Origin of the sequence: Variovorax sp. UC122_21, assembly GCF_044056785.1 — a bacterium.
Classification (GTDB): Bacteria; Pseudomonadota; Gammaproteobacteria; order Burkholderiales; family Burkholderiaceae_C; genus Variovorax.
Genome location: NZ_CP172004.1, coordinates 4,438,492 through 4,459,411, shown reverse-complemented (window position 1 = coordinate 4,459,411; position 20,920 = coordinate 4,438,492). Strand labels below are relative to the sequence as shown.

Below are 20,920 nucleotides of genomic sequence, written 5' to 3'. Positions count from 1 at the left end.
TCACTTGCCCCAGGTCAGGCGGGCCGGCTGCGCGGCCTGCGCGCCGGCGGGGCGCTTGAGCTGGCGCTTGAACTGGCCTTGGGCGGAAGCGATCTGCGCATCGATCTGGCGCGTGCCCTTGAAGGCGGCGAACAGGCCGATGTCGATGTACTTGGCGGCGGCCGCGTTGGCGCAGTTGAACGAGAAGGTGGCGTCGAGGTCGGCATGGCCCTCGGCTCGCTGGCATCGGGCTTGCCGAGGCCGAGCGCGCCGGAGCGCAGGTCGACCGGGCCGAGCTTGCAGCTCGCGGCGGGGTCGATGGCAAACAGCTTGTCGGCCGCGCGCAGCTGGGCCACGGCGTCCTCGACGGTCTTCTTCTCGGCATCGGTCTTGGGGGCGCGCTCGAAGCCGACGATGTTGTCGAGCGGCGACTCCATGTCGATCACGACCGTGGGGCCGTCGATGGCGACGTCGAGCTTGATCTGGCCGTGCACGTGGGCGTGCTGCTGCTGGGCCTGCGCGGCGGCGAACGGTGCCGAGGCAAGCAGCGCGAGGGCGGCGGAGGCGAGGATGCGTCGGAGAGCGCGTCGGTCGGTGCTGGATCGGGTCAGGGTCATGGTTGGGCGCCTTGCCGGGTCGGCAGCCCCGGGGTGTTGCTCCATTCGCTCCAGCTGCCGGCATAGAGCGCGGCCGTTCCGAGCCCCGCGATGCGCATCGCGAGCAGATTGGGAACGGCGCTCACGCCGCTGCCGCACTGGTGGACGACCGTCGCCGGATCGCGGCCTTCGAGCAGCGTTTCGAACTCGGCGCGCAGTTGCGCGGCGGGCTTGAACTTGCCGTCGGGACCGAGGTTCTCGGCGAAGGGGCGGTTGAGTGCCCCGGGGATGTGACCGGCGATCGGGTCCAGAGGTTCCACCTCGCCGCGATAGCGTGCACCGGCCCGCGCGTCGATCAGGTTCTGGTCAGGCTGGCCCAACCGGCCCACCACGGTGTCGGTGGTGACGAGGCGCACCAGCGGTTCGCCCATGACGAAGTTCGACTGGAAGCGCGCGGGCTCCTCGCGGTCGGTGACCTCGCCGCCCTCGGCCTGCCAGCCCTGCAGGCCGCCGTCGAGCACGGCCACGGCGTCGTGGCCCATCCACTTGAGCATCCACCACAGGCGCCCGCAGTAGTTGGCGCCGTTGCGGTCGTAGACCACGGCCTGCATGTCGTTCGAGAAACCGATGCCGCTGAGCCAGGCCGCGAAGCGCTCGCGGCTGGGCAGCGGATGGCGCCCGCCCGAGGCCGGCACGCCGTCCTCCTGCGCCACCACCACCTCGCCATGCGCGCCGGGCACGCCGTGCTTGGCGCTGAGATCGGTGTCGAGGTCGGCATGCAGCGCGCCCGGGATGTGCGAGGCCGCGTACTGCTGGGCGCCCGACTCGGGCTTCATGAGGTCGAAGCTGCAGTCGAACACCATGAGCGGCGTGCCCGCGGCCTGCAGGGCGCGCAACTCGGTGGCGGAAACGAGGGTGGTGAAGGTCATGGCGAAGAACTCCTTGGCGCATGGGCCGCGCAACAGGCGCGGCGGACGGTGAAGGGACTGCGAACCGGCCTCAATGTTCCTCGGCCGGCGCTTGCGGAACTGTACGCTGACGCAACACGGTTGCGGCAATGCCGCTCGCGATGATGAGCGCCATGCCGGTCCAGCCGGCGGCGTCGATGCGGTCGTCGAACAGCACCACGCTGTAGAAGGCCGCGAAGATGATGCCCGAGTACTGCAGGTTGGCCACCACCAGGGTGCCGCTCTCGGTCTTGGCGGTGGCGTAGGCGCGCGTCATGCAAAGCTGTCCGAGGGCGGCCAGCAGGCCGATCGGCAGCAGCCAGAGGCCGTGGCGCCAGTTCCATTCCGAGAAGCCCGTGAAGGCCGTGGCCAGCGCCCCGGCCACGGCCGAGCCGAGCGCGAAATAGAACACCGTGCGCATCTCGGGCTCGCCGATGCGCGAGAGCGCCACCACCTGCATGTAGGCGAAGGCGGCGGTCAGGCCCGACAGCAGGCCCAGCAGGCCGGCGAAGCCCTGGCTCGAATCGACGCTGGGCTTGAGCATCAGCACCACGCCGGCGAAACCCGTGAGCACGGTCAGCACCAGCGGCGCCTGCAGCGGCGGGCGCGAGACGCGGCCGTCGCGGCCGGGCACCGGCATCCAGGCCAGCAGCGCGCCGCCGACCAGGAAGGCGGCGATCCAGACGCTGCTCATGTAATTGAGGGTGACGGCCGTGGCCAGCGGCATGTGGGCGATGGCATAGAACCATGCGCCCAGCGAGACCACGCCGATCAGGCTGCGCCAGGCATGCATGCCCGGGTACCGGGTGGCGAGCGAGACGCCGCGGCTGCGCGCCAGCAGCCACAGGAAGACGATGCCGATGACGCCGCGCCAGAGCACCATCTCGCCGCTGGAGAACCAGGCCGAGGCGATCTTCACGGCCACGCCCATGGAGGCGAACAAAAAGGCGCCGAGCACCATCCAGAGCGCTTGCATCGTCTTGACTTCTTACAAAAGAAAAATAGCTGAAACGCCCGCCAACCGGGCGCATTCAGCTATCAAGAGAATAGCAGGAAACGGAACCGAAGCAGCGGCTTCGGCGCTTCAGCCGGCGGTCTGCAGCTCGCGCCGGTACCACTCGTGGAACTGCTGCATGCCGTCTTCCATCGGGCTCTGGTAGGGGCCGGTCTCGTTGTCGCCGCGCAGCATCAGCGCGCGGCGGCCGGCGTCCATGCGCTCGGCGATCTCGTCGTCTTCCACGCAGGTTTCCATGTAGGCGGCGCGCTGGGCCTCGACGAACTCGCGCTCGAAGGCGACGATTTCCTCGGGGTAGAAGAACTCCACCATGTTGAGCGTCTTGGTGGGGCTGACCGGGTGCAGGGTCGAGACCGTGAGCACGTGCGGATACCACTCGATCATCACGTGCGGGTAGTAGGTGAGCCAGATCGCGCCGTACTTGGGCGGCTTGCCCTCGCGGTACTGCAGCAGCTGTTCCTGCCACTTCTGGTAGACCGGGCTGCCCGCGCGGCCCAGGCGGTTGGCCACGCCCACCGTCTGCACCGAATAGTTGCGGTTGAACTCCCAGCGCAGGTCGTCGCAGGTGACGAAGCTGCCCAGGCCCGGGTGGAACGGGCCGACGTGGTAGTCCTCGAGGTAGACCTCGATGAAGGTCTTCCAGTTGTAGTTGCACTCGTGCAGCTCGACGTGATCGAGCGCGAAGCCCTCGAACGAGAGGTCGGCGCGCGGGCCCAGGCCGGCCATGTCGGCCGCGATGTCGCGGCCGTTGGCCTCGAACAGCAGGCCGTTCCACTCGGTGAGCGGGTAGTTGTGCAGGTTCAGGCAGGGGTCCTGCGCGAAATGCGGGGCGCCGATCAGCGTGCCGGTGGTGCGCGCGTCGGCCGCGGCATAGGTCCAGCGGTGCAGCGGGCAGACGATGTTGCCGCCGGTGCGCGCGTCGAGTTCGCCGCGGCCCTGCAGGATCACGGCCTGGCGGTGGCGGCAGACGTTGGAGATCAGTTCCACGCCCTTGGGCGTGTGGACCAGCGCGCGGCCCTGGTGCTCGTGGGGCAGCGTGTGGAAGTTGCCGGCCTCCGGCACGGCAAGGCGGTGGCCGACATAGCGTGGGCCACGGGCAAAGAGCGTTTCCATCTCGCGGGCGAAGAGCGCCTCGTCGAATACGCGGAAACCGGAAGTTGGCTCGTGGCCTGCTGCAGTTGAAGACTTAAATCAGACATGGAGGACCTGACCAAGCTCCCCACAGGGAGAAAAACAAAATTGAAACGGAAGGTACCGACGACAGGAGAGGCGTGTCGGCCCGAGAGTTACGCCGGCGTGACCGGCTGGGGGAGGGTGATTGTACCCGGGGGGCCTTCCTTGTGGCCCCTGGGGCTTTCACCCTGATGGGGCCGGCGTCCGGTACGGCCGTGCATGACGCCGTCGCCCGGTGTCGCGCAGGCCGTCGATGCGTCACTGGCCGAGACCTAAAATGCGCGGTTTCATCCTCGTTGCCCCCGCATGCCCAAGGTGCCTTCCACTCCCGCGTCCAGTCCGGCGCCCACGCCCGACACGGGCCCGATGCCCGTCAGCTACGAAGCGGGACTCCAGGAACTCGAGCAACTGGTCGCGGAACTCGAGTCGGGCCAGCTGCCGCTCGACCGGCTGCTGGGCAGCTACCAGCGCGGCGCCGCGCTGCTGGCCTTCTGCCGCGACCGGCTGCAGGCGGTCGAGGACCAGATCAAGGTGCTCGACGCGGGCAGCCTCAAGCCCTGGGCCGCCGAATGACCGCGGCCACCACGTCCCCAGCCTGGGACCAGGCCCGCCTCGCGCTCTGGAGCCGTCCGCACCTCGAGCGCGTCGAACAGGCGCTGTCGGGCTGGGTCGGCGTCGATTCGCCGGTGCTGCTCGGCGAGGCCATGCGCTATGCGGTGCTCGACGGCGGCAAGCGGCTGCGGCCGCTGCTGGTGCTCGCGGCCAGCGAGGCGGTCGGCGGCAATGTGGCCGCGGCGCTGCGCGCGGCCTGCGCCACCGAACTGATCCACGCCTATTCGCTGGTGCACGACGACCTGCCGTGCATGGACAACGACGTGCTGCGCCGCGGCAAGCCCACGGTGCACGTGAAGTTCGGCGAAGCCGACGCGCTGCTCGCGGGCGACGCGCTGCAGGCGCTGGCCTTCGAGCTGCTCACGCCCGATGGCGACGAGGTGCCGCCCGCGATGCAGGCCACGCTGTGCCGCATGCTGGCGCGTGCCGCCGGCAGCCAGGGCATGGCCGGCGGGCAGGCGATCGACCTCGCGAGCGTGGGCGTGGCCTTGAACGAAGCGCAACTGCGCGAGATGCACCGGCTGAAGACCGGCGCGCTGCTGCAGGGCAGCGTCGAGATGGGCGCGGCCTGCGGCACCGGTGTTTCGCCCGCGGCGCTGACCGCGCTGCGTGGCTATGGCGCGGCGATCGGCCTGGCCTTCCAGGTGGTCGACGACATCCTCGACGTCACGGCCGATTCGCAGACCCTCGGCAAGACCGCCGGCAAGGATGCCGCGGCCGACAAGCCCACCTATGTGTCGCTGCTGGGGCTCGAGGGCGCCCGGGCCCAGGCTTCGCAGCTGCTCGACGATGCGCTCGTCGCGCTCGATGCGAGCGGCCTGCAGGACACCGCAGCGCTGCGCGCGCTGGCCCACATGGTCGTAGACCGCGACCGCTAGACAAGAACGAACACCACGATCCATGGCCGCTCCGCTGCTCCCCACGCTCAACGATCCGTCCTCCATCCGCCAGTACGACCGGGCCCAGCTCAAGCAGCTGTCCGACGAGGTGCGCGCCTGCGTGCTCGACAACGTCTCGCGCACCGGCGGGCACCTGAGCTCGAACCTCGGCACGGTGGAGCTCACGGTCGCGCTGCACCACGTGTTCAACACGCCGCACGACCGGCTGGTGTGGGACGTGGGCCACCAGACCTATCCGCACAAGATCCTCACGGGCCGGCGCGAGCGCATGCCCACCCTGCGCCAGCTCGGCGGCATCTCGGGCTTTCCGCAGCGAAGCGAGAGCGAGTACGACACCTTCGGCACCGCGCACTCGTCGACCAGCATCTCGGCCGCGCTCGGCATGGCCATGGCCGCCAAGCAGAAGGGCGAGGACCGCTTCACCGTGGCCATCATCGGCGACGGCGCGCTCACGGCCGGCATGGCCTTCGAGGCGCTCAACAACGCGGGCGTTTGCGACTGCCGGCTGATCGTGATCCTCAACGACAACGACATGTCGATCAGCCCGCCGGTGGGCGCGCTCAACCGCTACCTCGCGCAGCTGATGAGCGGCAACTTCTACGCCGCCGCCAAGAACGTGGGCAAGAGCGTGCTGCGCGCCGCGCCGCCGCTGTTCGAACTGGCCAAGCGCTTCGAGCAGCATGCCAAGGGCATGGTGGTGCCGGCCACGCTGTTCGAGCAGTTCGGCTTCGACTACGTGGGCCCGATCGACGGCCACGACATCGACTCGCTGGTGCCCACGCTCGAGAACCTCAAGCATCTCGAGGGCCCGCAGTTCCTGCACGTGGTGACCAAGAAGGGCCAGGGCTACAAGCTGGCCGAGGCCGACCCCGTGGCCTACCACGGCCCCGGCAAGTTCGATCCGCAGGTCGGGCTGGTCAAGCCCGCGTCGGCGCCCAAGAAGACCTTCACCCAGGTCTTCGGCCAGTGGCTGTGCGACACGGCGGCCAGGGACGGCCGGCTGGTCGGCATCACGCCGGCCATGCGCGAAGGCTCGGGGCTGGTCGAGTTCGAGCAGCGCTTCCCCGACCGCTACTACGACGTCGGCATCGCCGAGCAGCATGCCGTGACCTTCGCCGCGGGCCTGGCCTGCGAGGGCCTGAAGCCGGTGGTGGCGATCTATTCGACCTTCCTGCAGCGCGGCTACGACCAGCTGGTGCACGACGTCGCGATCCAGAACCTGCCGGTGGTGTTCGCGCTCGACCGCGCGGGCCTGGTGGGTGCCGACGGCGCCACGCACGCGGGCGCCTACGACATCCCGTTCCTGCGCTGCATCCCGAACATGAGCATCGCCTGTCCCGCCGACGAGCGCGAGACGCGGCAGCTTTTGACCACCGCCTACGAGCAGGACCACCCGGTGGCCGTGCGCTATCCGCGCGGCGCGGGTGCCGGCGTCGAGCCGCACCTCGCGCTCGACGGCCTGCCCTTCGGCAAGGGCGAGCTGCGCCGCCAGGGCAAGCGCATCGCCATCCTGGCCTTCGGCACGCTGCTGTATCCGGCGCTCACGGCCGCCGAGGCGCTCGACGCCACGGTCGCCAACATGCGCTGGGCCAAGCCGCTCGACGTGGAGTTGCTGCTCGAGGTGGCGCGCTCGCACGAGGCGCTGGTCACGCTCGAGGAAGGCGCGTTGATGGGCGGCGCGGGCAGCGCGGTGCTCGAGGCGCTGCAGGCCGCGGGCGTGCAGGTGCCGGTGCTGCAGCTGGGCCTGCCCGACCGCTTCATCGAGCACGGCGACCCGGCCAAGCTGCTGGCCTCGATCGGGCTCGACGCCCCGGGCATCGAGCAGTCGATCGTGCAGCGCTTCGGCCGCGAAGGCTGAGTCCGGTGTCTTGCTCCTTCCCCTCTGGGGGAAGGCCGGGATGGGGGCAGCGGCCTCGAAAAGCGCTGCGGTCTTTCGAAGGCCGCGTGCCCCACCCCGACCCTCCCCCAGCGGGGGAGGGAGGAACAGCCGAAACGATCAGCTGCCCAGGTAGGCTTCCTGCACCTTCGGATCGCCGAGCAAGTCGCGCCCGCTGCCCGACAGCACGATGCTGCCGGTCTCGATCACGTAGGCCCGGTCCGCGATCTTCAGCGCCTGGCGCACGTTCTGCTCCACCAGGAAGATCGTCAGCCCCTGGCGGTTGATCTCGCGCAGCGTGCGAAAGATGTCCTGCACGATGATCGGCGCCAGGCCCATCGAGGGCTCGTCCAGCAGCAGCACGCGCGGCTTCGCCATCAGGGCGCGGCCGATCGCCAGCATCTGCTGCTCGCCGCCCGAGAGGTTGCCGGCCAGGCCGTCGGCGCGGTCCTTGAGCACCGGGAACAGGGCGTAGATGCGCTCCAGGTCGGCCGTGCGCGCGGCCGCGCCGTCGCGCCGCGTGTAGGCGCCGAGCTCGAGGTTCTCGCGCACCGTCAGCGTGGTCAGCGTGGCGCGGCCCTCGGCCACCTGCACCACGCCGCCGGCCACGATCCTGTGCGGCGCGAGCGCGGAGATGTCCTGGCCCGCGAACACGACGCGCCCGGCGGTCTTCTTCACCAGGCCCGACAGCGCCAGCAGCGTGGTCGACTTGCCGGCGCCGTTGGCGCCGACCAGCGTGGTGATCTGTCCTTCGTGCAGTTCGAAGTCGATGCCCTTGACGGCCTGCACATGGCCGAAGGAGACCTTCAGGCCCTGGACCTGCAGCAGGGGTTGCTTGCTGAGTGCGCTCATGCCGCGGCCTCCGGTTCGTTGGTGGCTTCGTCGTCCTCGCGGCCGAGGTAGGCCTCGATCACCTGCGGGTCGTTGCGGATCTGCTCGGGGCCTCCGCGCGCGATGATGCGGCCGAAGTTCAGCACCGCGATCTGCTGGCACAGGCCCATCACGAAGCGCATGTCGTGCTCGATCATGAAGACCGTGAAGCCGCGCGCCGCGATGTTCTCGATCTCGACCATCAGCTCGCTCTTCTCGGTGCTGTTCATGCCGGCGACCGGCTCGTCGAGCAGCAGCAGCTTGGGCTCGGTGGCCAGCGCGCGCGCCAGCTCCAGCTTGCGCTGCTCGCCGTACGAGAGGTTGTCGGCGATGTCGTGCGCCTTGTGGTCCAGGCGCACCCAGCCCAGCAGCTCGTGCGCGCGTTCGCGGGCGCGCTTCTCCTCGCCGCGGAACAGGCCCGAGCCCGCGAGCAGGCCCAGCGGGCCGTAGCGCAGTTTCGAATCCATGCCCACGATCACGTTCTCCAGCAGCGACATCTCCTTGAAGACGCGGATGTTCTGGAAGGTGCGCGCGATGCCGCCGCGCGTGATCTGGAAGGGCTTGCGGCCCGCCAGGTCGCTGCCTTCGAAATGGATGCTGCCGCTGGTGGTCGGCAAGAGGCCGGTGATCAGGTTGAACACCGTGGTCTTGCCGGCGCCGTTCGGTCCGATGAGCCCGAAGATGCCGCCCTGCGGGATCTCGAGGTTCACGTCCTGCAGCACCTTGAGCCCGCCGAAATGGCGCGACACGTTCTTCAATGTCAGCAGGGTCTGGCTCGATGCGGCGCTCCCTTGCGGCCGAACCACTGGCGGATGCGCGCCGGGTCCCAGATGCCCTTGGGCAGGAACAGCACGATCAACACCAGGATGAAGCCGTTGACCACGAGGCGGAAGGCGCCCAGGCCGCGCAGCATCTCGGGCAGCAGCGTGAGGATGGTGCCGCCGAGCACCGGGCGGGTGAGGCCGCCGATGCCGCCGAGGATCGCCATCGTGAGGATGTCGACCGCGCGGTTGAAGCCGTACTCCGACGGGCCGATGAAGAAGGTCAGGTGCGCGTTGAGCGTGCCGGCCAGGCCGGCGATCGCGCCGCCGAGCACGAAGGCCAGCATCTTGTGGCCCGCCACGTCGATGCCCATCAGGCCGGCGGCGGTCTCGTCCTCCTTGATGGCCTCGAAGGCGCGGCCCACCTTCGAGCGGCGGATGCGCCACAGCACCAGCAGCACCAGCACCAGCGCGAGCGCCACGTGCCACCACTCGGTCGACTGCGGGATGCCGTTGAGGCCCAGCGCGCCGCCCGTGAGCGACTCGGCGTTGAGCACGGCGATGCGCACCACCTCGCCGAAGGCCAGCGTGGCCATCGCCAGGTACACGCCCGACAGGCGCAGCGTGGGCTTGCCGATGGCGAAGGCCACCAGCGCCGGCGCGGCCATGCCGGCCGCGATGGCGACCGGGAACGGCACGCCGTAGTTGAGCGTGAGGATCGAGGCCGCGTAGGCGCCGATGCCCATGAAGGCCGCGTTGGCCAGGGCCAGCATGCCGCAGGCCAGGGTGAGCCAGATCGAGAGCGCCAGCAGGCCGTTGATGCCCAGCGAGAGCACCAGGTTGCTGTAGACCGACCAGAAGTTGTCGAGCGCTTCCATGGTCAGACCTTGCGCTCCTTGAGCGAGCCGAACAGGCCCTTGGGACGCACCAGCAGCACCAGGAACAGCAGGCCGAAGGCCACCGCGTCGCGCATGGTGGAGCCCACGTAGGCCACCGACAGCACCTCGGCGAAGCCGAGGAACAGGCCGCCGAGCAGCGCGCCGCGGATGTCGCCCATGCCGCCGAGGATGATCACGGCGATGCCCTTCTCGAGCATCGGCTGGCCCATCAGCGGGAACAGCGCGTTCGAGTACAGGCCGATCAGCACGCCGGCCACGCCACCGAGGCCCGCGGCCACGAACGAGGTCAGGTAGAACAGGCCCTCGACGTTCACGCCCACGAGGTAGGCGGCCTTGGGCGATTCGGCGATGGCGCGCAGCGCGCGGCCCAACTGCGTGCGCTGCAGCGACAGCAGCAGCACCGCCATCAGCGCGAAGGACGCGATGATGATGCCGAGCTCGAGCGCCGTGACGTGGATGCCAGCGAGCACCAGCGCGTCGTCGGGGATGGTGCCGGACGGGAAGCGCAGGTTTTCCGCGCCGAAGATGCCCTGCACGCCGTTGTTCAGGATGATGGCCACGCCGATGGTGGCGATCATCGGGATCAGGTGGGGCGCGTCGCGCTTGCGCAGCGGCTTGAGCACCAGCACGTCGATCAAGAGGCCCAGCACGCCGCACAGCACGAACGCGAAGGGCAGGCCGGCCCACAGGGGCAGGTTCGTCAGGCGCATGAACTCGGCGGCCGCGTAGGCGCCCACCATGAACACCGCGCCATGCGAGAGGTTGATGACGCCGAGCACGCCGAAGATGAGTGTGAAGCCCAGTGCGAAGAGTGCGTAGACGCACCCCAGCGACAGGGCGTTGACAAGCTGCTGATCGAGCACGATGGGCTTTCGTCGGGCCGCGGCCGAAGGGCGCCGCGGCGAATCAAAACAGGAAGAAACGAATGGCGCAGTGGGTCGTCCTGCGCCGGGTGCAAAAGGCAGGGCGGGCCGCGCGGCCCGCCTCGAGCGGCGAAGGTGCCGCCCCTTGCTTACTTCTCGATCACGAACTGCGTGCCGCGCGTCACGCTCACGATGGCCGTCTGTTGCGCGTCGTAGCCGGCGGGCTTGCCGGCCTTGTCCTTGGCGCGCGCGAAGGTGAAGGCGCCGGTGGCGCCGGTCCACTTCACGTTGGGCAGTGCGTCGCGCAGGGCGGTGCGGTCGGCCGGCAGGTTGCCCGACAGCTTCACGCCCTTGAGCGCCTGCGCCACCACGTACAGGCCGTCGTAGGCCTGGGCCGCGAACTGGTCGGGCGCGACCTTGAACTTGTCGTTGTAGGCCTTCTGGAACTTGGTGTTCTCGGGCGTGGCGTTGCTGGCCGACCAGGGGCTGCCGACGTAGAGGTTGTCCGAGCTGCCCTTGGCCAGGTCGAAGATCTTGGTTGAGTTCATGCCGTTGCCGCCGATGACCGGCACGTTCAGGCCGAGCTGGCGGGCCTGCACCATGATCGGCGCGCCCTCGGCCAGCAGGGCCGACAGCACGATGGCGTCGGGGTTGCTGGCCTTGATCTTGGTCAGCTGGGCCTTGAAGTCCACGTCGCCCTTGGCGAAGGTCTCGGTGGTGGTCACGGGCAGCTTCAGGTCCTCGAGGGCCTTCTTGAAGTTGTCGTAGCCGCTCTTGGTGAACACGTCGTCGTTGCCGTAGAGCACGGCGACCTTCTTGACGTTGGCGTGCTTGATCGCCACGCGCAGGGTCTCGGGCAGCACGTCGGCCTCGGTCACCGAGTTGCGGAACACGTAGTCGCCGATCGAGGTGATGCCGTCGGCGGTGTTCGAGGTGCCGAAGGCCACGGTCTTGGCGGCCTGGGCGATCGGGTCGGCGGCCTGGGCCGAGTTCGACAGCGTGGGGCCGAAGGTCATCAGGACCTTGTCCTGGAAGATCAGTTTCTTGAAGACGTTGATGGCGTCTTCCTTCTTGCCCTGCTCGTCCTCGATGGCGAGGACGATCTTGTCGCCGTTGATGCCGCCGGCGGCATTGATCTCGTCGGCCGCGAGCTGGAAGCCGTTGCGGATCGCGGCGCCGTACTGGGCGGCACCGCCGGACAGCGCGGCGGCGACGCCGATCTTGATGTCGGCGGCTTGCGCGCCGAAGGCGGTGGCTGCGGCGAAGGCGAGCAGCGCGGGCTTGAAGGAATGGGAGAGTCTCATGTCGGATGCCGTATCGGAGGTGTGTGTAAGGCGGATTAACATTTTATGCCTCGTCGGAATCCGGGCCCCGGAGGCGTCCGCAACAGCCTTTCCGGCGCTTCGGGCGGCTTCTCCGCCAGCGTGGTCGGCATCGCCCACATTGCTGCAGCGCAGGGTAAACCCCGGCCGGTCGCTGTAAGCGCGTTTTACAATCGCCCGGGCTTCTACAAGAGTCCCCAGCGGTCACAAGCCGTGCGTTGTTTTTTCCAAGTATTCGGAGAGCTATCCATGGATCGTCGTTCCCTCATCAAAAACGCCGGCATCGCTGGCGTCCTGGCTGCCGGCATCGCGCCTGCCGTTCATGCGCAGGCCACCGTCCGCTGGCGCCTGGCGTCGAGCTTTCCCAGTCGCTGGACACCATCTTCGGCACCGCCGAGGTGTTCGCGAAGAGCGTCAGCGACATGACGGGCGGCAAGTTCCAGATCTCGGTGCATGCCGGCGGCGAGCTGATGCCCGCGTTCGGCGTGGTCGACGGCGTGCAGAACGCCTCGGTCGAAATGGCCCACACGGCGCCGTACTACTTCTACGGCAAGGACCCGACCTTCTGCCTCGGCTGCTCGGTGCCCTTCGGCATGAACACCCGCCAGCAGAACGCCTGGATGTACGAAGGCAACGGCCTGAAGCTGATGCGCGCCTTCTATGCCAAGTACAACATCATCAATCTGCCCGGCGGCAACACCGGCGCGCAGATGGGTGGCTGGTTCCGCAAGGAAATCAAGTCGGTCGCCGACCTCAAGGGCCTGAAGTTCCGCACCAACCCGTTCGCGGGCAAGGTGCTCGAGCCCTTCGGCGTGATCCCGCAATCGATCCCCGGCGCCGACCTGTACCCCGCGCTCGAAAAGGGCACGCTGGACGGCCTGGAGTGGGTCGGCCCGTACGACGACCAGAAGCTGGGCTTCAACAAGATCGCCCCGTTCTACTACTACCCCGGCTGGTGGGAAGGCGGCCCCGAGCTCGACTTCTACATCAACAACAAGGCGTCGGGAAGGCCTGTCGGCCGACTACAAGGCGATCGTCGAGGCGGCCGCCGCGCACGCCAACATCACGATGACGGCCAAGTACGACGCCGAGACCCGATCGCGCTCAAGCAGCTCGTGGGTTCGGGCACCAAGCTGCGCCCGTTCTCGCAGGACGTGATGAACGCCGCCTTCAAGTCGGCCCAGCAGGTCTACTCGGACCTCAACAACTCCAACCCCGAGTGGAAGAAGATCTACGGCGACTGGTCCAAATTCCTGGCCGACCAGAACGCCTGGTTCCGCTACACCGAAGGCACCTTCGACCGCTTCATGCAGCAGCAGAAGCTGTAAGCGTCGACTCCTTCGCGCCCATGCAGAAGCCCCGCCGGCAACGGCGGGGCTTTTTCATTTGGAGGGCGTGCCCAGCAGCGCGGCGCGCGCGGCCTCGGACGGGAACACGCAGGCCACGTCGTGCGCGCAGCCCGGCACCACCGTGACCTCGCGGCGCTTCTCGGGCGCGAGCAGCGTGCGGTCGTACTGCGCGTAGGCCAGGCCGCGCTGCAGCCGGTAGGGGCCCTGGGCGGCGGCCGCGCAGGACTTGTCGAGCACCCGGTAGGCCGTGCCCTTGCCCTCGCCGGTGTCGAGCTCGCCCTGCAGGTAGTGGATGTCGGCGGCGGCATAGCGCGCGCGGGCCTGGGCGGCATCGCGGCCCAGGTGCGCGGGCAGGCCCTCGGTGCCGTACTTCCAGCGGTCGAGCGCGGGGCAGGCGGCGGCGTCGCTCGGAGGAAACGGACGGTACGCATCGAAGTAGAGCCAGGTGCCGGGGTCGGCCACCACGTAGCGCAGCGCGAGCGAGGCCGCGGGTGGGTCGGCCGCGAAGCCGATGTAGTGCTGCACGATCTGCGCGCCGGCCGAGAAGCCCGCGATGGTGACCGTGCGCAGGCTCGGCCAGCGCCGGTGCAGCTCGGCCACGAGCGCGTCCATGGCCGCGAACGAGGACAGGCCATTGCCGTTCTCCGCGCGGCCGCCTTCGAGCCAGGAGGCGCAGGTCCACAGCAGGTCGCCGTCCTGCGCCGCCGGCACGCCCGCGCTGCTGCACTTGCCGGCCTTGTCGGCCGCGACCTGGAACAGCGGCGCGACCACCAGCGTGCGCTCGAGCGCGCCGGCCTGGCGCACGGTGCGCAGCGCCGCGTCGAAGGTCTTGCCGGCATCGCGCGGGATGGCCGTGCATGGCGACGAGCGCCTGCGTGGGGCCCGCGCCGGGGGCGAGCGAGGCGTAGTAGTGCAGGGCGCCACCGGCTTGCGGCGGCTCGAAGGCGCGGTAGCAGTCGGGTGCGGCCGATGCCGTGCAGTCGGCGGCGGCACCAGTCGCGAATGCAGCGAGGCACAGGGCCGCGGCCAGGGCACGCGCACCGTTCGACAGGAGAAGAGATCCGGGATGCATGCGGCTATCTTCGCCGCATCGGGTGCCGCGAGGCTGACTCAGGTGGCGTCGTCGACCGCGGGCTGCCGCGCCGGCACCGCGCGCAGCGCCACCTGCTCGCCGAAGGCGACCAGCACCTTCGGGTCGTAGGCATGGAACCAGGTGATGCCGCCATTGCGACGGCGCACCAGCAGGCGCGGCGCGACGACGCGCTCGAGCATGCGGATGTGGACCAGCTTGAGCTGCGAGGCGTCCTGCGCGCGCACGCGCTTGGTCCACAGCCAGGTCTGGACCAGCTCGTCGCCCTCGAGCCGGGTGCGGCTGTAGACGATCCAGTAGCCAACCCACACCACGCACAGGCCCGCGAGGCCGAAGACCACGAGGCTCGAGGCCGACCAGCTGGTCTCGCGCAGCGAGGGCAGGCTCCAGAGCGCGATGGCGAAGAGGTCGACGACGATCACGACCGCGAGCGTGCGCAGCAGCGGCGGGAAGGCGGCGCTCTCGAGCGCAGCGCCTGCGTCGGCGCCGGCCTGCGTCACTGCTCGGCGCCGTCGGCGGGCGCCGGCGCGGGCTCGGCCGCCGGGGCCGGCTCGTCCTTCTTCTCGTTGCCGAACGGGTCTTCCATGTTCACGCCGTTGGCGTCGGGCGCGTTCGACTGCTCGTCCACAGGCATCTCGAGGATCACCTTGTCGATGTCGACCACCTTCTCCTTGTCGAGGAACACGGTCACCGTCTGCGGGAAGAAGATCACGATGGCCACCAGCAGCAGCTGCATGATGACCCAGGGCACGGCGCCCAGGTAGATGTCGCGCGACTCCACCTTCTTGGGCAGCGCCCCATTCTTGAACAGGGTGTCGGCGATCCCTCGCAGGTAGAACAGCGCGAAGCCGAACGGCGGGTGCATGAACGAGGTCTGCATGTTCACGCACAGCAGCACGCCGAACCACACCATGTCGATGCCGAGCTTGTGGGCCACGGGGCCCAGAAGCGGCAGGATGATGAACGCGATCTCGAAGAAGTCGAGGAAGAACGCGAGGAAGAAGACGAAGATGTTGACCGCGATCAGGAAGCCGACCTGGCCGCCCGGCAGGCCCGAGAGCATGTGCTCGATCCACTTGGCGCCGTCCACGCCCTGGAACACCAGCGAGAACACGCGCGAGCCGATCAGGATGAACACCACCATGGCCGTCAGGCGCATCGTGCCTTCCATCGCGCCCTTGAGCAGCTCCCAGTTCAGGCGGCGGTGGATCAGCGCGAGGATCAGCGCGCCGACCGCGCCCATGGCGCCGGCTTCGGTCGGCGTGGCGATGGCCTTGTCCATGAACGGCAGGCCGCCCATCGAGCCGAGCACCGCGAAGATCAGGATCGCCGAGGGAATGATGCCGCGCAGGCATTTGCCCCACAGCGCCCAGCCGTTGAGCGTGCGCGCGCTGGCCGGCAGGCCCGGCACGTAGCTCGGGTAGATGCGCCCGATCAGGAAGGTGTAGATCGCGAAGATGATCACCTGCAGGATCGACGGACCCAGGCGCCCTTCTACATCTGGCCGACGTCGGTGCCGAGCTGGTCGGCCATGACGATCAGCACCAGCGAGGGCGGCACCAGCTGCGTGATGGTGCCCGAGGCGGCGAGCACGCCGGTCGAGTAGCGCATGTTGTAGCCGTAGCGCATCATCACCGGCAGCGAGATCATCGCCATCGCGATCACCTGGCCCGCCACCGTGCCGGTGATGGCGCCGAGGATGAAGCCCACGATGATCACCGAGTAGCCGAGGCCGCCGCGCACTGGGCCGAACAGCTGGCCCATGGAGTCGAGCATGTCCTCGGCCAGCCCGCATTTCTCCAGTACCGCTCCCATGAGGGTGAAGAAGGGGATGGCGAGCAGCGTCTCGTTCGACAGGATGCCGAAGACGTTGAGCGGGAGGTTGGCCATGAAGCCGGCCGGGAACCAGCCCATCTCGATCGCGAAGAAGCCGCAGATCAGGCCGAGCGCCGAGAGCGAGAACGCGACCGGGAACCCGATCAGCATGATCACCACGAGCCCCGCGAACATGATCGGGGCGAAGTTTTCCATGTGCATTTCTACTTATCCTGCCGTTGGGACACAGAGAAGGGAGACGGTGACGGGGCGAGGGCGCTGCGCGCTCACTGCACCGGCTTCTCGTAGTGCGTGTTCATCTCGATGAGCCCACGCAGGTAGGCAATGCGCTTGACGATTTCCGCCACGCCCTGCAGGAACATGGCGGCGAAACCCACCGGCATCAGCAGCGCGGCGGGCCAGCGGACCAGCCCGCCGATGTTGCCGGACATCTCGCCCGTGACCCAGGTGTTCCAGAAGTAGGGCCAGGTGAGGTAGGTGAACATGCCCATCACCGGCAGCAGGAAGAAGATCAGGCCGAACAGGTCGACGTAGACCGGGCCGTTGCCCTTGAGCTTGCCGTAGATGATGTCCACGCGCACATGCTCGTTGAAGCGCAGCACCACGGGCGCGCCGAGCATCACGGTGGCCGCGAACAGGTACCACTGGATCTCGAGGAAGGCGTTGTTGCTGAAGTCGAAGCCGTAGCGCACGAGTGCGTTGGCGGCGGAGATGAGCGAGGCGGCCAGCACGGTGTAGCCGGCGAACTTGCCGAACTTTTCGCTGACCCAGTCCATGCCGGCCGCGAATTTGAGGAATGCAGACAAGGGGTGTCTCCCACAAAGCCCAGGGTGAAGGCGACAGGCCCTGGTGGGGCCTGCGCAAAGCCCGCAATGGTAACGCGGTGTACCTTTGTATTGCCCCGTCCGCCGGGGCCGCAACGCCCGGGTTTACCCGGGAGTCGGCACCCGCGATGCCCGGGGATGGGTGCTGATAATGGACCGATGTCTTCCAGCCCGCTGCCCTCGACTCCCTCAGGCGCCCTGGGCCTACCGCATTCGATCGATTCGCCCGACATGCACCGCGCCGGCCGCGAGCTGCTGTCGCTGGCCCTGATCGACGCACGCAACCACACGCTGCACCTGCTGTCGCTCTACGAGCAGGCGCTGGGCTCGGCCGCGCTGCCGGTGCCGCCCGAGCTGCAGCGCGAGGAGGGCATGCAGCCGCCGGTCTGGCTGGCCGGCCACATCGGCTGGTTCGCCGAATGGTGGATCGGGCGCAACACGCAGCGTGCCTTCGGCGCCGACTGCCCGGTGCGGCCGACCCGGCTCGCGGCCATCGACCCCGGCGCCGACGACTGGTGGAACCCGGTCCAGATCGGCCCCGAGCGCCGCTGGTCGCCCGAGCTGCCGGACCTGGGCCAGACCAAGGCCTACCTGCTCGAGACGCTCGAGAGCACGCTCGAGCTGCTCGAGCATGCGGCCGAGACCGACGCCGGCCTGTACTTCTACCGCCTCGCGCTGTTCCACGAGGACCTGCGCGGCGAGCAGTTCGTGGTGATGGCGCAGACCCTCGGGCTGCCGCTGGGCATCGAGCAGGCGCCCGTGAGCGTGGTGCGCGAGCCGCTGGCGCTGCCGGCCACGCGCTGGACGCTGGGCCGCGACGAGGCCGGCTTCGCCTTCGCGCAGGAGCGCGGCGCGCACCGCGTCGACGTGCCCGAGTTCGAGATCGATGCCCAGCCGGTCACCTGGAACCAGTTCACCGAATTCGTCGACGACGGCGGCTACGACCGCGAGGAACTGTGGCATGGCGAGGGCTGGCGCTGGCTGGCCGCGCAGGCCGAGGGCCGGCGCGGCCCGCGTCATGTGGAGCAGATCGGCGCGGCGCGCAGCGCCACCGGCGGCTCGGTGCTGCAGCAGCGCTTCGGCGCCACCGTGCGCGCCGCCGGCCACCACAGCGCGGTGCACCTGAGCTGGTGGGAGGCCGATGCCTGGGCGCGCTGGGCGGGCCGCCGCATCGCGACCGAGGTCGAGTGGGAGATCGCGGCCCACACCGCGGCGCGGCGCGGCTTCCGCTGGGGCGACGTGCACGAATGGACCGCGGGCACGCTGCAGCCCTGGCCCGGCTATCGCGCCGATCCGTGGAGCGGCGGCGGCGAGTTCGATCCCGCCGCGGGCTTCGGCCGCGCGCGCGGTGCTGCGCGGGGCCTCGTTCGCGACGCGCGCCCGGCTGCGCTCGATGCGGCGGCGCGGCTTCGCGCTGCCGCAGCGCGACGACGGCTTCCTGGGTTTCAGGACCTGCGCGCTGTAGCCGGCGCGGCGTTCAGTTCATCCGCTGCAGCTGCACGTCGGTGACGGCCACGCTGCCCGCGGCCTTCGGGAAGCGCAGCGTCACCTGCCGGATGTGCGCGAGGTCCACGCCATGCAGCGCGAAGGCCTTGAGCGGAACCGCCACCATGTTCAGCAGCGGCCGCGTGGTGCCGGTGTCGGCATAGATCGCGTCATCGGGCGCGTCGACCAGCGGGATCGCGCCATCGGGCTTGCGCGCGATGCCATAGAGCGCATCGCTGAAATCGCTGCCCTTGAGCGCCGCCTTGCGGCCCTGCGTGTCGGTCAGCGCGATCTCGACTTCCTGGCCGATCGGCGCCAGCACGGCGACGCGCACGCTCAGCGTGTCGAAGCCCTGGGTTGAAAGGTCGCCGGTGGGGATCGTGATCAGGGGGCCGGCCGTGTCCCACTGTAGCTGGGCCTGGTCGGCGATCGACCAGATCAGCAGGTTCTTCCTGTCGTACGAGGAGGGGCTGTAGCGCTCGCCCTCATTGAACAGGGCTTCGACCGGAAGCTGGCTCACGGGATCGGTGCAGGACGCCTCGCGAGCGTTCGGCGCGGCGACGATGGCCAGGAAGCGGCATTGAACGGTCGTCTTGAAGCGCTCGTACGCGGTCGACAGCCCGCTCGCGTTCTTCGCGCTGGCATCCACGTTGCGGAAGTCCTGCAGCAGCTTGCGCTGGGCGGCGGGCTGGTGGACCGTCAGCACGACGCGTTCGTCGCAACGGCTTTCGCCGGCCGGGCAGCCGGCCGGTGGAATCGGGGCCTGGCCTTTCCAGTAGGGCGCGAACTGGAACTCGTCGCCGACGAAGTAGCGCAGGAACGAGGCCATCAGGAACGCGCCGTTGCGGCGCTGGTCGTCGGGGCTCAGGCGCAGCGTGTCGATCTTCCCCGACTGGCAATAGAGCGGGGCGTATTTCTCGGCATCGTCGTCCTCGGACCAATGGTCGTTGTAGAAGTTGTGGTTGGCGCCCCTGACGACCACCTGGTACTTGGGCGCGCTCTCGTCGTTCGCCGTGTTGCGGCTGTCGTCGAAGATCTGCGCGCCGTTGAGCGTGTAGACATCGCCGTCGCAGGTGGGCAGCAGGGTGGCGAACGGCACATGGGTCACGCGCGACAACTGCCTGGCATTGATCGGCGCCAGCGAGAACACGGCGCGGACCCGGTGCGGCGGCTCGGTGGACGAAGGCAGGACGACGCCCGACTGCAGCAGGGCCTCGGGCGAGGTCATCTGCGCGAGCCACTTCTCGCTGTCCGCGTTGATCGCGTAGGAGAACGTGTTCACGTCACGGAACTTCGCGTCGACTTCCTCGAGCGCGGCCTGCTCGGCGGCGAGTCGGCCTGCGCCTGCGCCGCCTGCTGCTGCAACTGCTGCAGGGCCTGCGTCAGGGCGTCGATGCGCTCGGGCGATGCGGGCGGCGACTGGATTCGCGCGGCCAGCAGCGCCGCCTGGGCCATGAACAGCTTCACGGTGACGTCGGTGGCGGCGGCGGTGGCTTCATCGACCCGCTTCTCGGCTTTCTCCTTCTCGGACTTGGCCAGCGCGACGAGCTCGCGGCTGCGGCGTGCCGTCTCGACGTCCTGGTAGCTGATGCCGATGCGCTGCTTGTTCAGTTCCACCGCGTAGGCGACCGCTTCCGCGCCGCGCGAGTGGCCGACGATGCCCACGCGCTCGAGGTCCAGCTTGCCCTTGAGCTCGGGCATCGCGACACCGTTGAAGAGGCCGGTTGCATTGCCGGCGCGCAGCAGGTCGAGCGTGGTCATGAGCAACTGGCCGCGCGCGAACGCGCCGGCGTCCGAGGCGTTCCAGCTGCTGAGCCCGTTGATCTTTCCGGCGTCGATGGAGAAGGCGACATAGCCGTGCTCGGCCAGGTCCTTCTGCAGGTAGTCGTAGCCCTTGGCGTTGTTGAGATCGGAGGAGTCGTGCATGCCATGCAGGAACACCACCACCGGATGGCCGCCGCTGGCCGAGGGCTGGACCTTGGAACTGCCCGGCGTGCCGGCGGGCCCGGCCGGATAGCGCACCGTGCCCTGCAGCGGCACCGTGTAGATCACGTCCTTGTATTGCGCATCGGCCACCGCCGTGGTGCCGAAGCCGTAGACCACCTGCGCCGAGGACTGGTAGTCGCCCTTCTCGCCGAACGGCACCGTCGCCGTGAAGCGCGTGATCGCCGTCGGGTCCTGCGGATCGGGCGGGGTGGTCACGGGAATCGTCGGCACGGGGTCGGCGGTCGCGGTGGGTGCCGTGGGTGGGGCCGTGAGCGACAGCATGCTGCCGCCATCGTCGCCACCACCGCATCCGCTCGCGAGCGCGAGCGCGAGAACGATCGCGCAGGCTGCCGCCATGCGCATGGAACGCCTTCTTTTCATTTGCTTTCTCCCAAGATTTCTTAAGGATCGAGGCGATGGGCGGCGGGGCCGCAACTCGCCTCTGGCGATGTCGGCATCGCGATAGCCAATGAATCGAAGACGGGTGTCGACGTTTGTGAGAGTCCTGCGTCTCGCGCTGCGGACCGTGGGGTGCAAG

The 20,920-nt window shown here is 68.9% G+C and carries 17 protein-coding genes and 4 pseudogenes; 5 read left to right on the top strand and 16 right to left on the bottom strand.

All coding sequences use genetic code 11. The annotated features are described in order from the left end of the window. The 5 genes and pseudogenes from ACHMXE_RS33700 to ACHMXE_RS33680 all read right to left on the bottom strand — a co-directional run bounded on the left by ACHMXE_RS33700 (position 1) and on the right by ACHMXE_RS33680 (position 3,736). Positions 1 to 282 (bottom strand): DUF2796 domain-containing protein, encoded by a 282-nt coding sequence (locus tag ACHMXE_RS33700; protein WP_395352914.1) that lies wholly within the window; start codon positions 280 to 282, stop codon positions 1 to 3. A 14-nt stretch (positions 283 to 296) separates the two neighbouring features. Next, a pseudogene (locus ACHMXE_RS33695) lies at positions 297 to 596 on the bottom strand (DUF2796 domain-containing protein); the annotation flags it as partial. Beyond that, the gene (locus ACHMXE_RS33690) at positions 593 to 1,504 is read right to left on the bottom strand and encodes a sulfurtransferase (RefSeq protein WP_203205012.1); all 912 of its coding nucleotides are present in this window, start codon (positions 1,502 to 1,504) and stop codon (positions 593 to 595) included. The pseudogene ACHMXE_RS33695 and the gene ACHMXE_RS33690, both read right to left, overlap by 4 nt. A 70-nt stretch (positions 1,505 to 1,574) precedes the next feature. After that, positions 1,575 to 2,498 carry a DMT family transporter gene (locus ACHMXE_RS33685; RefSeq protein WP_395348356.1) on the bottom strand — a complete coding sequence of 308 codons (924 nt, stop codon included), beginning with the start codon at positions 2,496 to 2,498 and terminating at the stop codon, positions 1,575 to 1,577. Positions 2,499 to 2,606: 108 nt separating this feature from the next. After that, positions 2,607 to 3,736: pseudogene (locus tag ACHMXE_RS33680) on the bottom strand (aromatic ring-hydroxylating dioxygenase subunit alpha). Positions 3,737 to 4,016: 280 nt separating this feature from the next. Between ACHMXE_RS33680 and xseB the strand changes: the two are divergent. Genes xseB through dxs form a run of 3 tightly spaced genes read left to right on the top strand, consistent with a single transcriptional unit; the run spans position 4,017 to position 7,079 of the window. Continuing rightward, on the top strand, positions 4,017 to 4,283 hold the full coding sequence (gene xseB, locus ACHMXE_RS33675; RefSeq protein WP_203205015.1) for an exodeoxyribonuclease VII small subunit: 267 nt from the start codon (positions 4,017 to 4,019) through the stop codon (positions 4,281 to 4,283). Next, positions 4,280 to 5,200, top strand: coding sequence for a polyprenyl synthetase family protein (locus ACHMXE_RS33670; protein WP_395348354.1), 921 nt, complete (start codon positions 4,280 to 4,282; stop codon positions 5,198 to 5,200). The genes xseB and ACHMXE_RS33670 overlap by 4 nt, the downstream gene beginning before the upstream one ends. A 22-nt stretch (positions 5,201 to 5,222) precedes the next feature. Continuing rightward, positions 5,223 to 7,079: a 1-deoxy-D-xylulose-5-phosphate synthase gene (gene dxs / locus ACHMXE_RS33665; protein ID WP_395348352.1), complete on the top strand. Its 1,857-nt coding sequence runs from the start codon at positions 5,223 to 5,225 to the stop codon at positions 7,077 to 7,079. A 138-nt stretch (positions 7,080 to 7,217) separates the two neighbouring features. Here dxs and ACHMXE_RS33660 read toward each other — a convergent pair whose 3' ends face one another. The 5 genes from ACHMXE_RS33660 to ACHMXE_RS33640 all read right to left on the bottom strand — a co-directional run bounded on the left by ACHMXE_RS33660 (position 7,218) and on the right by ACHMXE_RS33640 (position 11,794). After that, positions 7,218 to 7,949, bottom strand: coding sequence for an ABC transporter ATP-binding protein (locus tag ACHMXE_RS33660; RefSeq protein ID WP_203205018.1), 732 nt, complete (start codon positions 7,947 to 7,949; stop codon positions 7,218 to 7,220). Continuing rightward, positions 7,946 to 8,734 carry an ABC transporter ATP-binding protein gene (locus ACHMXE_RS33655; RefSeq protein ID WP_395352912.1) on the bottom strand — a complete coding sequence of 263 codons (789 nt, stop codon included), beginning with the start codon at positions 8,732 to 8,734 and terminating at the stop codon, positions 7,946 to 7,948. Before ACHMXE_RS33655 ends, ACHMXE_RS33660 begins: the two co-directional genes overlap by 4 nt. After that, positions 8,728 to 9,606, bottom strand: coding sequence for a branched-chain amino acid ABC transporter permease (locus ACHMXE_RS33650; RefSeq protein ID WP_395348349.1), 879 nt, complete (start codon positions 9,604 to 9,606; stop codon positions 8,728 to 8,730). Before ACHMXE_RS33650 ends, ACHMXE_RS33655 begins: the two co-directional genes overlap by 7 nt. Positions 9,607 to 9,608: 2 nt before the next feature. After that, positions 9,609 to 10,490, bottom strand: coding sequence for a branched-chain amino acid ABC transporter permease (locus tag ACHMXE_RS33645; protein WP_208508800.1), 882 nt, complete (start codon positions 10,488 to 10,490; stop codon positions 9,609 to 9,611). 149 nt (positions 10,491 to 10,639) lie between these two features. Further along, positions 10,640 to 11,794, bottom strand: coding sequence for an ABC transporter substrate-binding protein (locus tag ACHMXE_RS33640; RefSeq protein WP_203205021.1), 1,155 nt, complete (start codon positions 11,792 to 11,794; stop codon positions 10,640 to 10,642). 416 nt (positions 11,795 to 12,210) lie between these two features. On the opposite strand from ACHMXE_RS33640, the gene ACHMXE_RS33635 reads away from it, so the two are divergent. After that, positions 12,211 to 13,140 (top strand): TRAP transporter substrate-binding protein, encoded by a 930-nt coding sequence (locus tag ACHMXE_RS33635; RefSeq protein WP_395348347.1) that lies wholly within the window; start codon positions 12,211 to 12,213, stop codon positions 13,138 to 13,140. Positions 13,141 to 13,194: 54 nt separating this feature from the next. On the opposite strand, the gene ACHMXE_RS33630 is transcribed toward ACHMXE_RS33635, so the two are convergent. The 4 genes and pseudogenes from ACHMXE_RS33630 to ACHMXE_RS33615 form a co-directional block, all read right to left on the bottom strand. Next, positions 13,195 to 13,965, bottom strand: a complete 771-nt coding sequence (locus ACHMXE_RS33630) for a hypothetical protein (RefSeq protein WP_395348345.1) — start codon at positions 13,963 to 13,965, stop codon at positions 13,195 to 13,197. 306 nt (positions 13,966 to 14,271) lie between these two features. Continuing rightward, positions 14,272 to 14,751, bottom strand: a complete 480-nt coding sequence (locus ACHMXE_RS33625) for a hypothetical protein (RefSeq protein ID WP_395348343.1) — start codon at positions 14,749 to 14,751, stop codon at positions 14,272 to 14,274. Then, positions 14,748 to 16,288, bottom strand: a pseudogene (locus tag ACHMXE_RS33620) (TRAP transporter large permease subunit). Before ACHMXE_RS33620 ends, ACHMXE_RS33625 begins: the two are co-directional and overlap by 4 nt. A 65-nt stretch (positions 16,289 to 16,353) precedes the next feature. Next, complete coding sequence (locus tag ACHMXE_RS33615; protein WP_203205026.1) at positions 16,354 to 16,893, bottom strand: TRAP transporter small permease subunit; 540 nt, start codon at positions 16,891 to 16,893, stop codon at positions 16,354 to 16,356. Between the two features lie 177 nt (positions 16,894 to 17,070). On the opposite strand from ACHMXE_RS33615, the pseudogene ACHMXE_RS33610 reads away from it, so the two are divergent. Further along, positions 17,071 to 18,376, top strand: a pseudogene (locus ACHMXE_RS33610) (SUMF1/EgtB/PvdO family nonheme iron enzyme). Positions 18,377 to 18,388: 12 nt separating this feature from the next. On the opposite strand, the gene ACHMXE_RS33605 reads toward ACHMXE_RS33610, so the two are convergent. Beyond that, positions 18,389 to 19,678 carry a hypothetical protein gene (locus tag ACHMXE_RS33605; RefSeq protein ID WP_395348342.1) on the bottom strand — a complete coding sequence of 430 codons (1,290 nt, stop codon included), beginning with the start codon at positions 19,676 to 19,678 and terminating at the stop codon, positions 18,389 to 18,391. After that, the gene (locus ACHMXE_RS33600; RefSeq protein ID WP_395348340.1) at positions 19,675 to 20,745 is read right to left on the bottom strand and encodes a hypothetical protein; all 1,071 of its coding nucleotides are present in this window, start codon (positions 20,743 to 20,745) and stop codon (positions 19,675 to 19,677) included. Before ACHMXE_RS33600 ends, ACHMXE_RS33605 begins: the two co-directional genes overlap by 4 nt. Positions 20,746 to 20,920 lie beyond the last annotated feature (175 nt).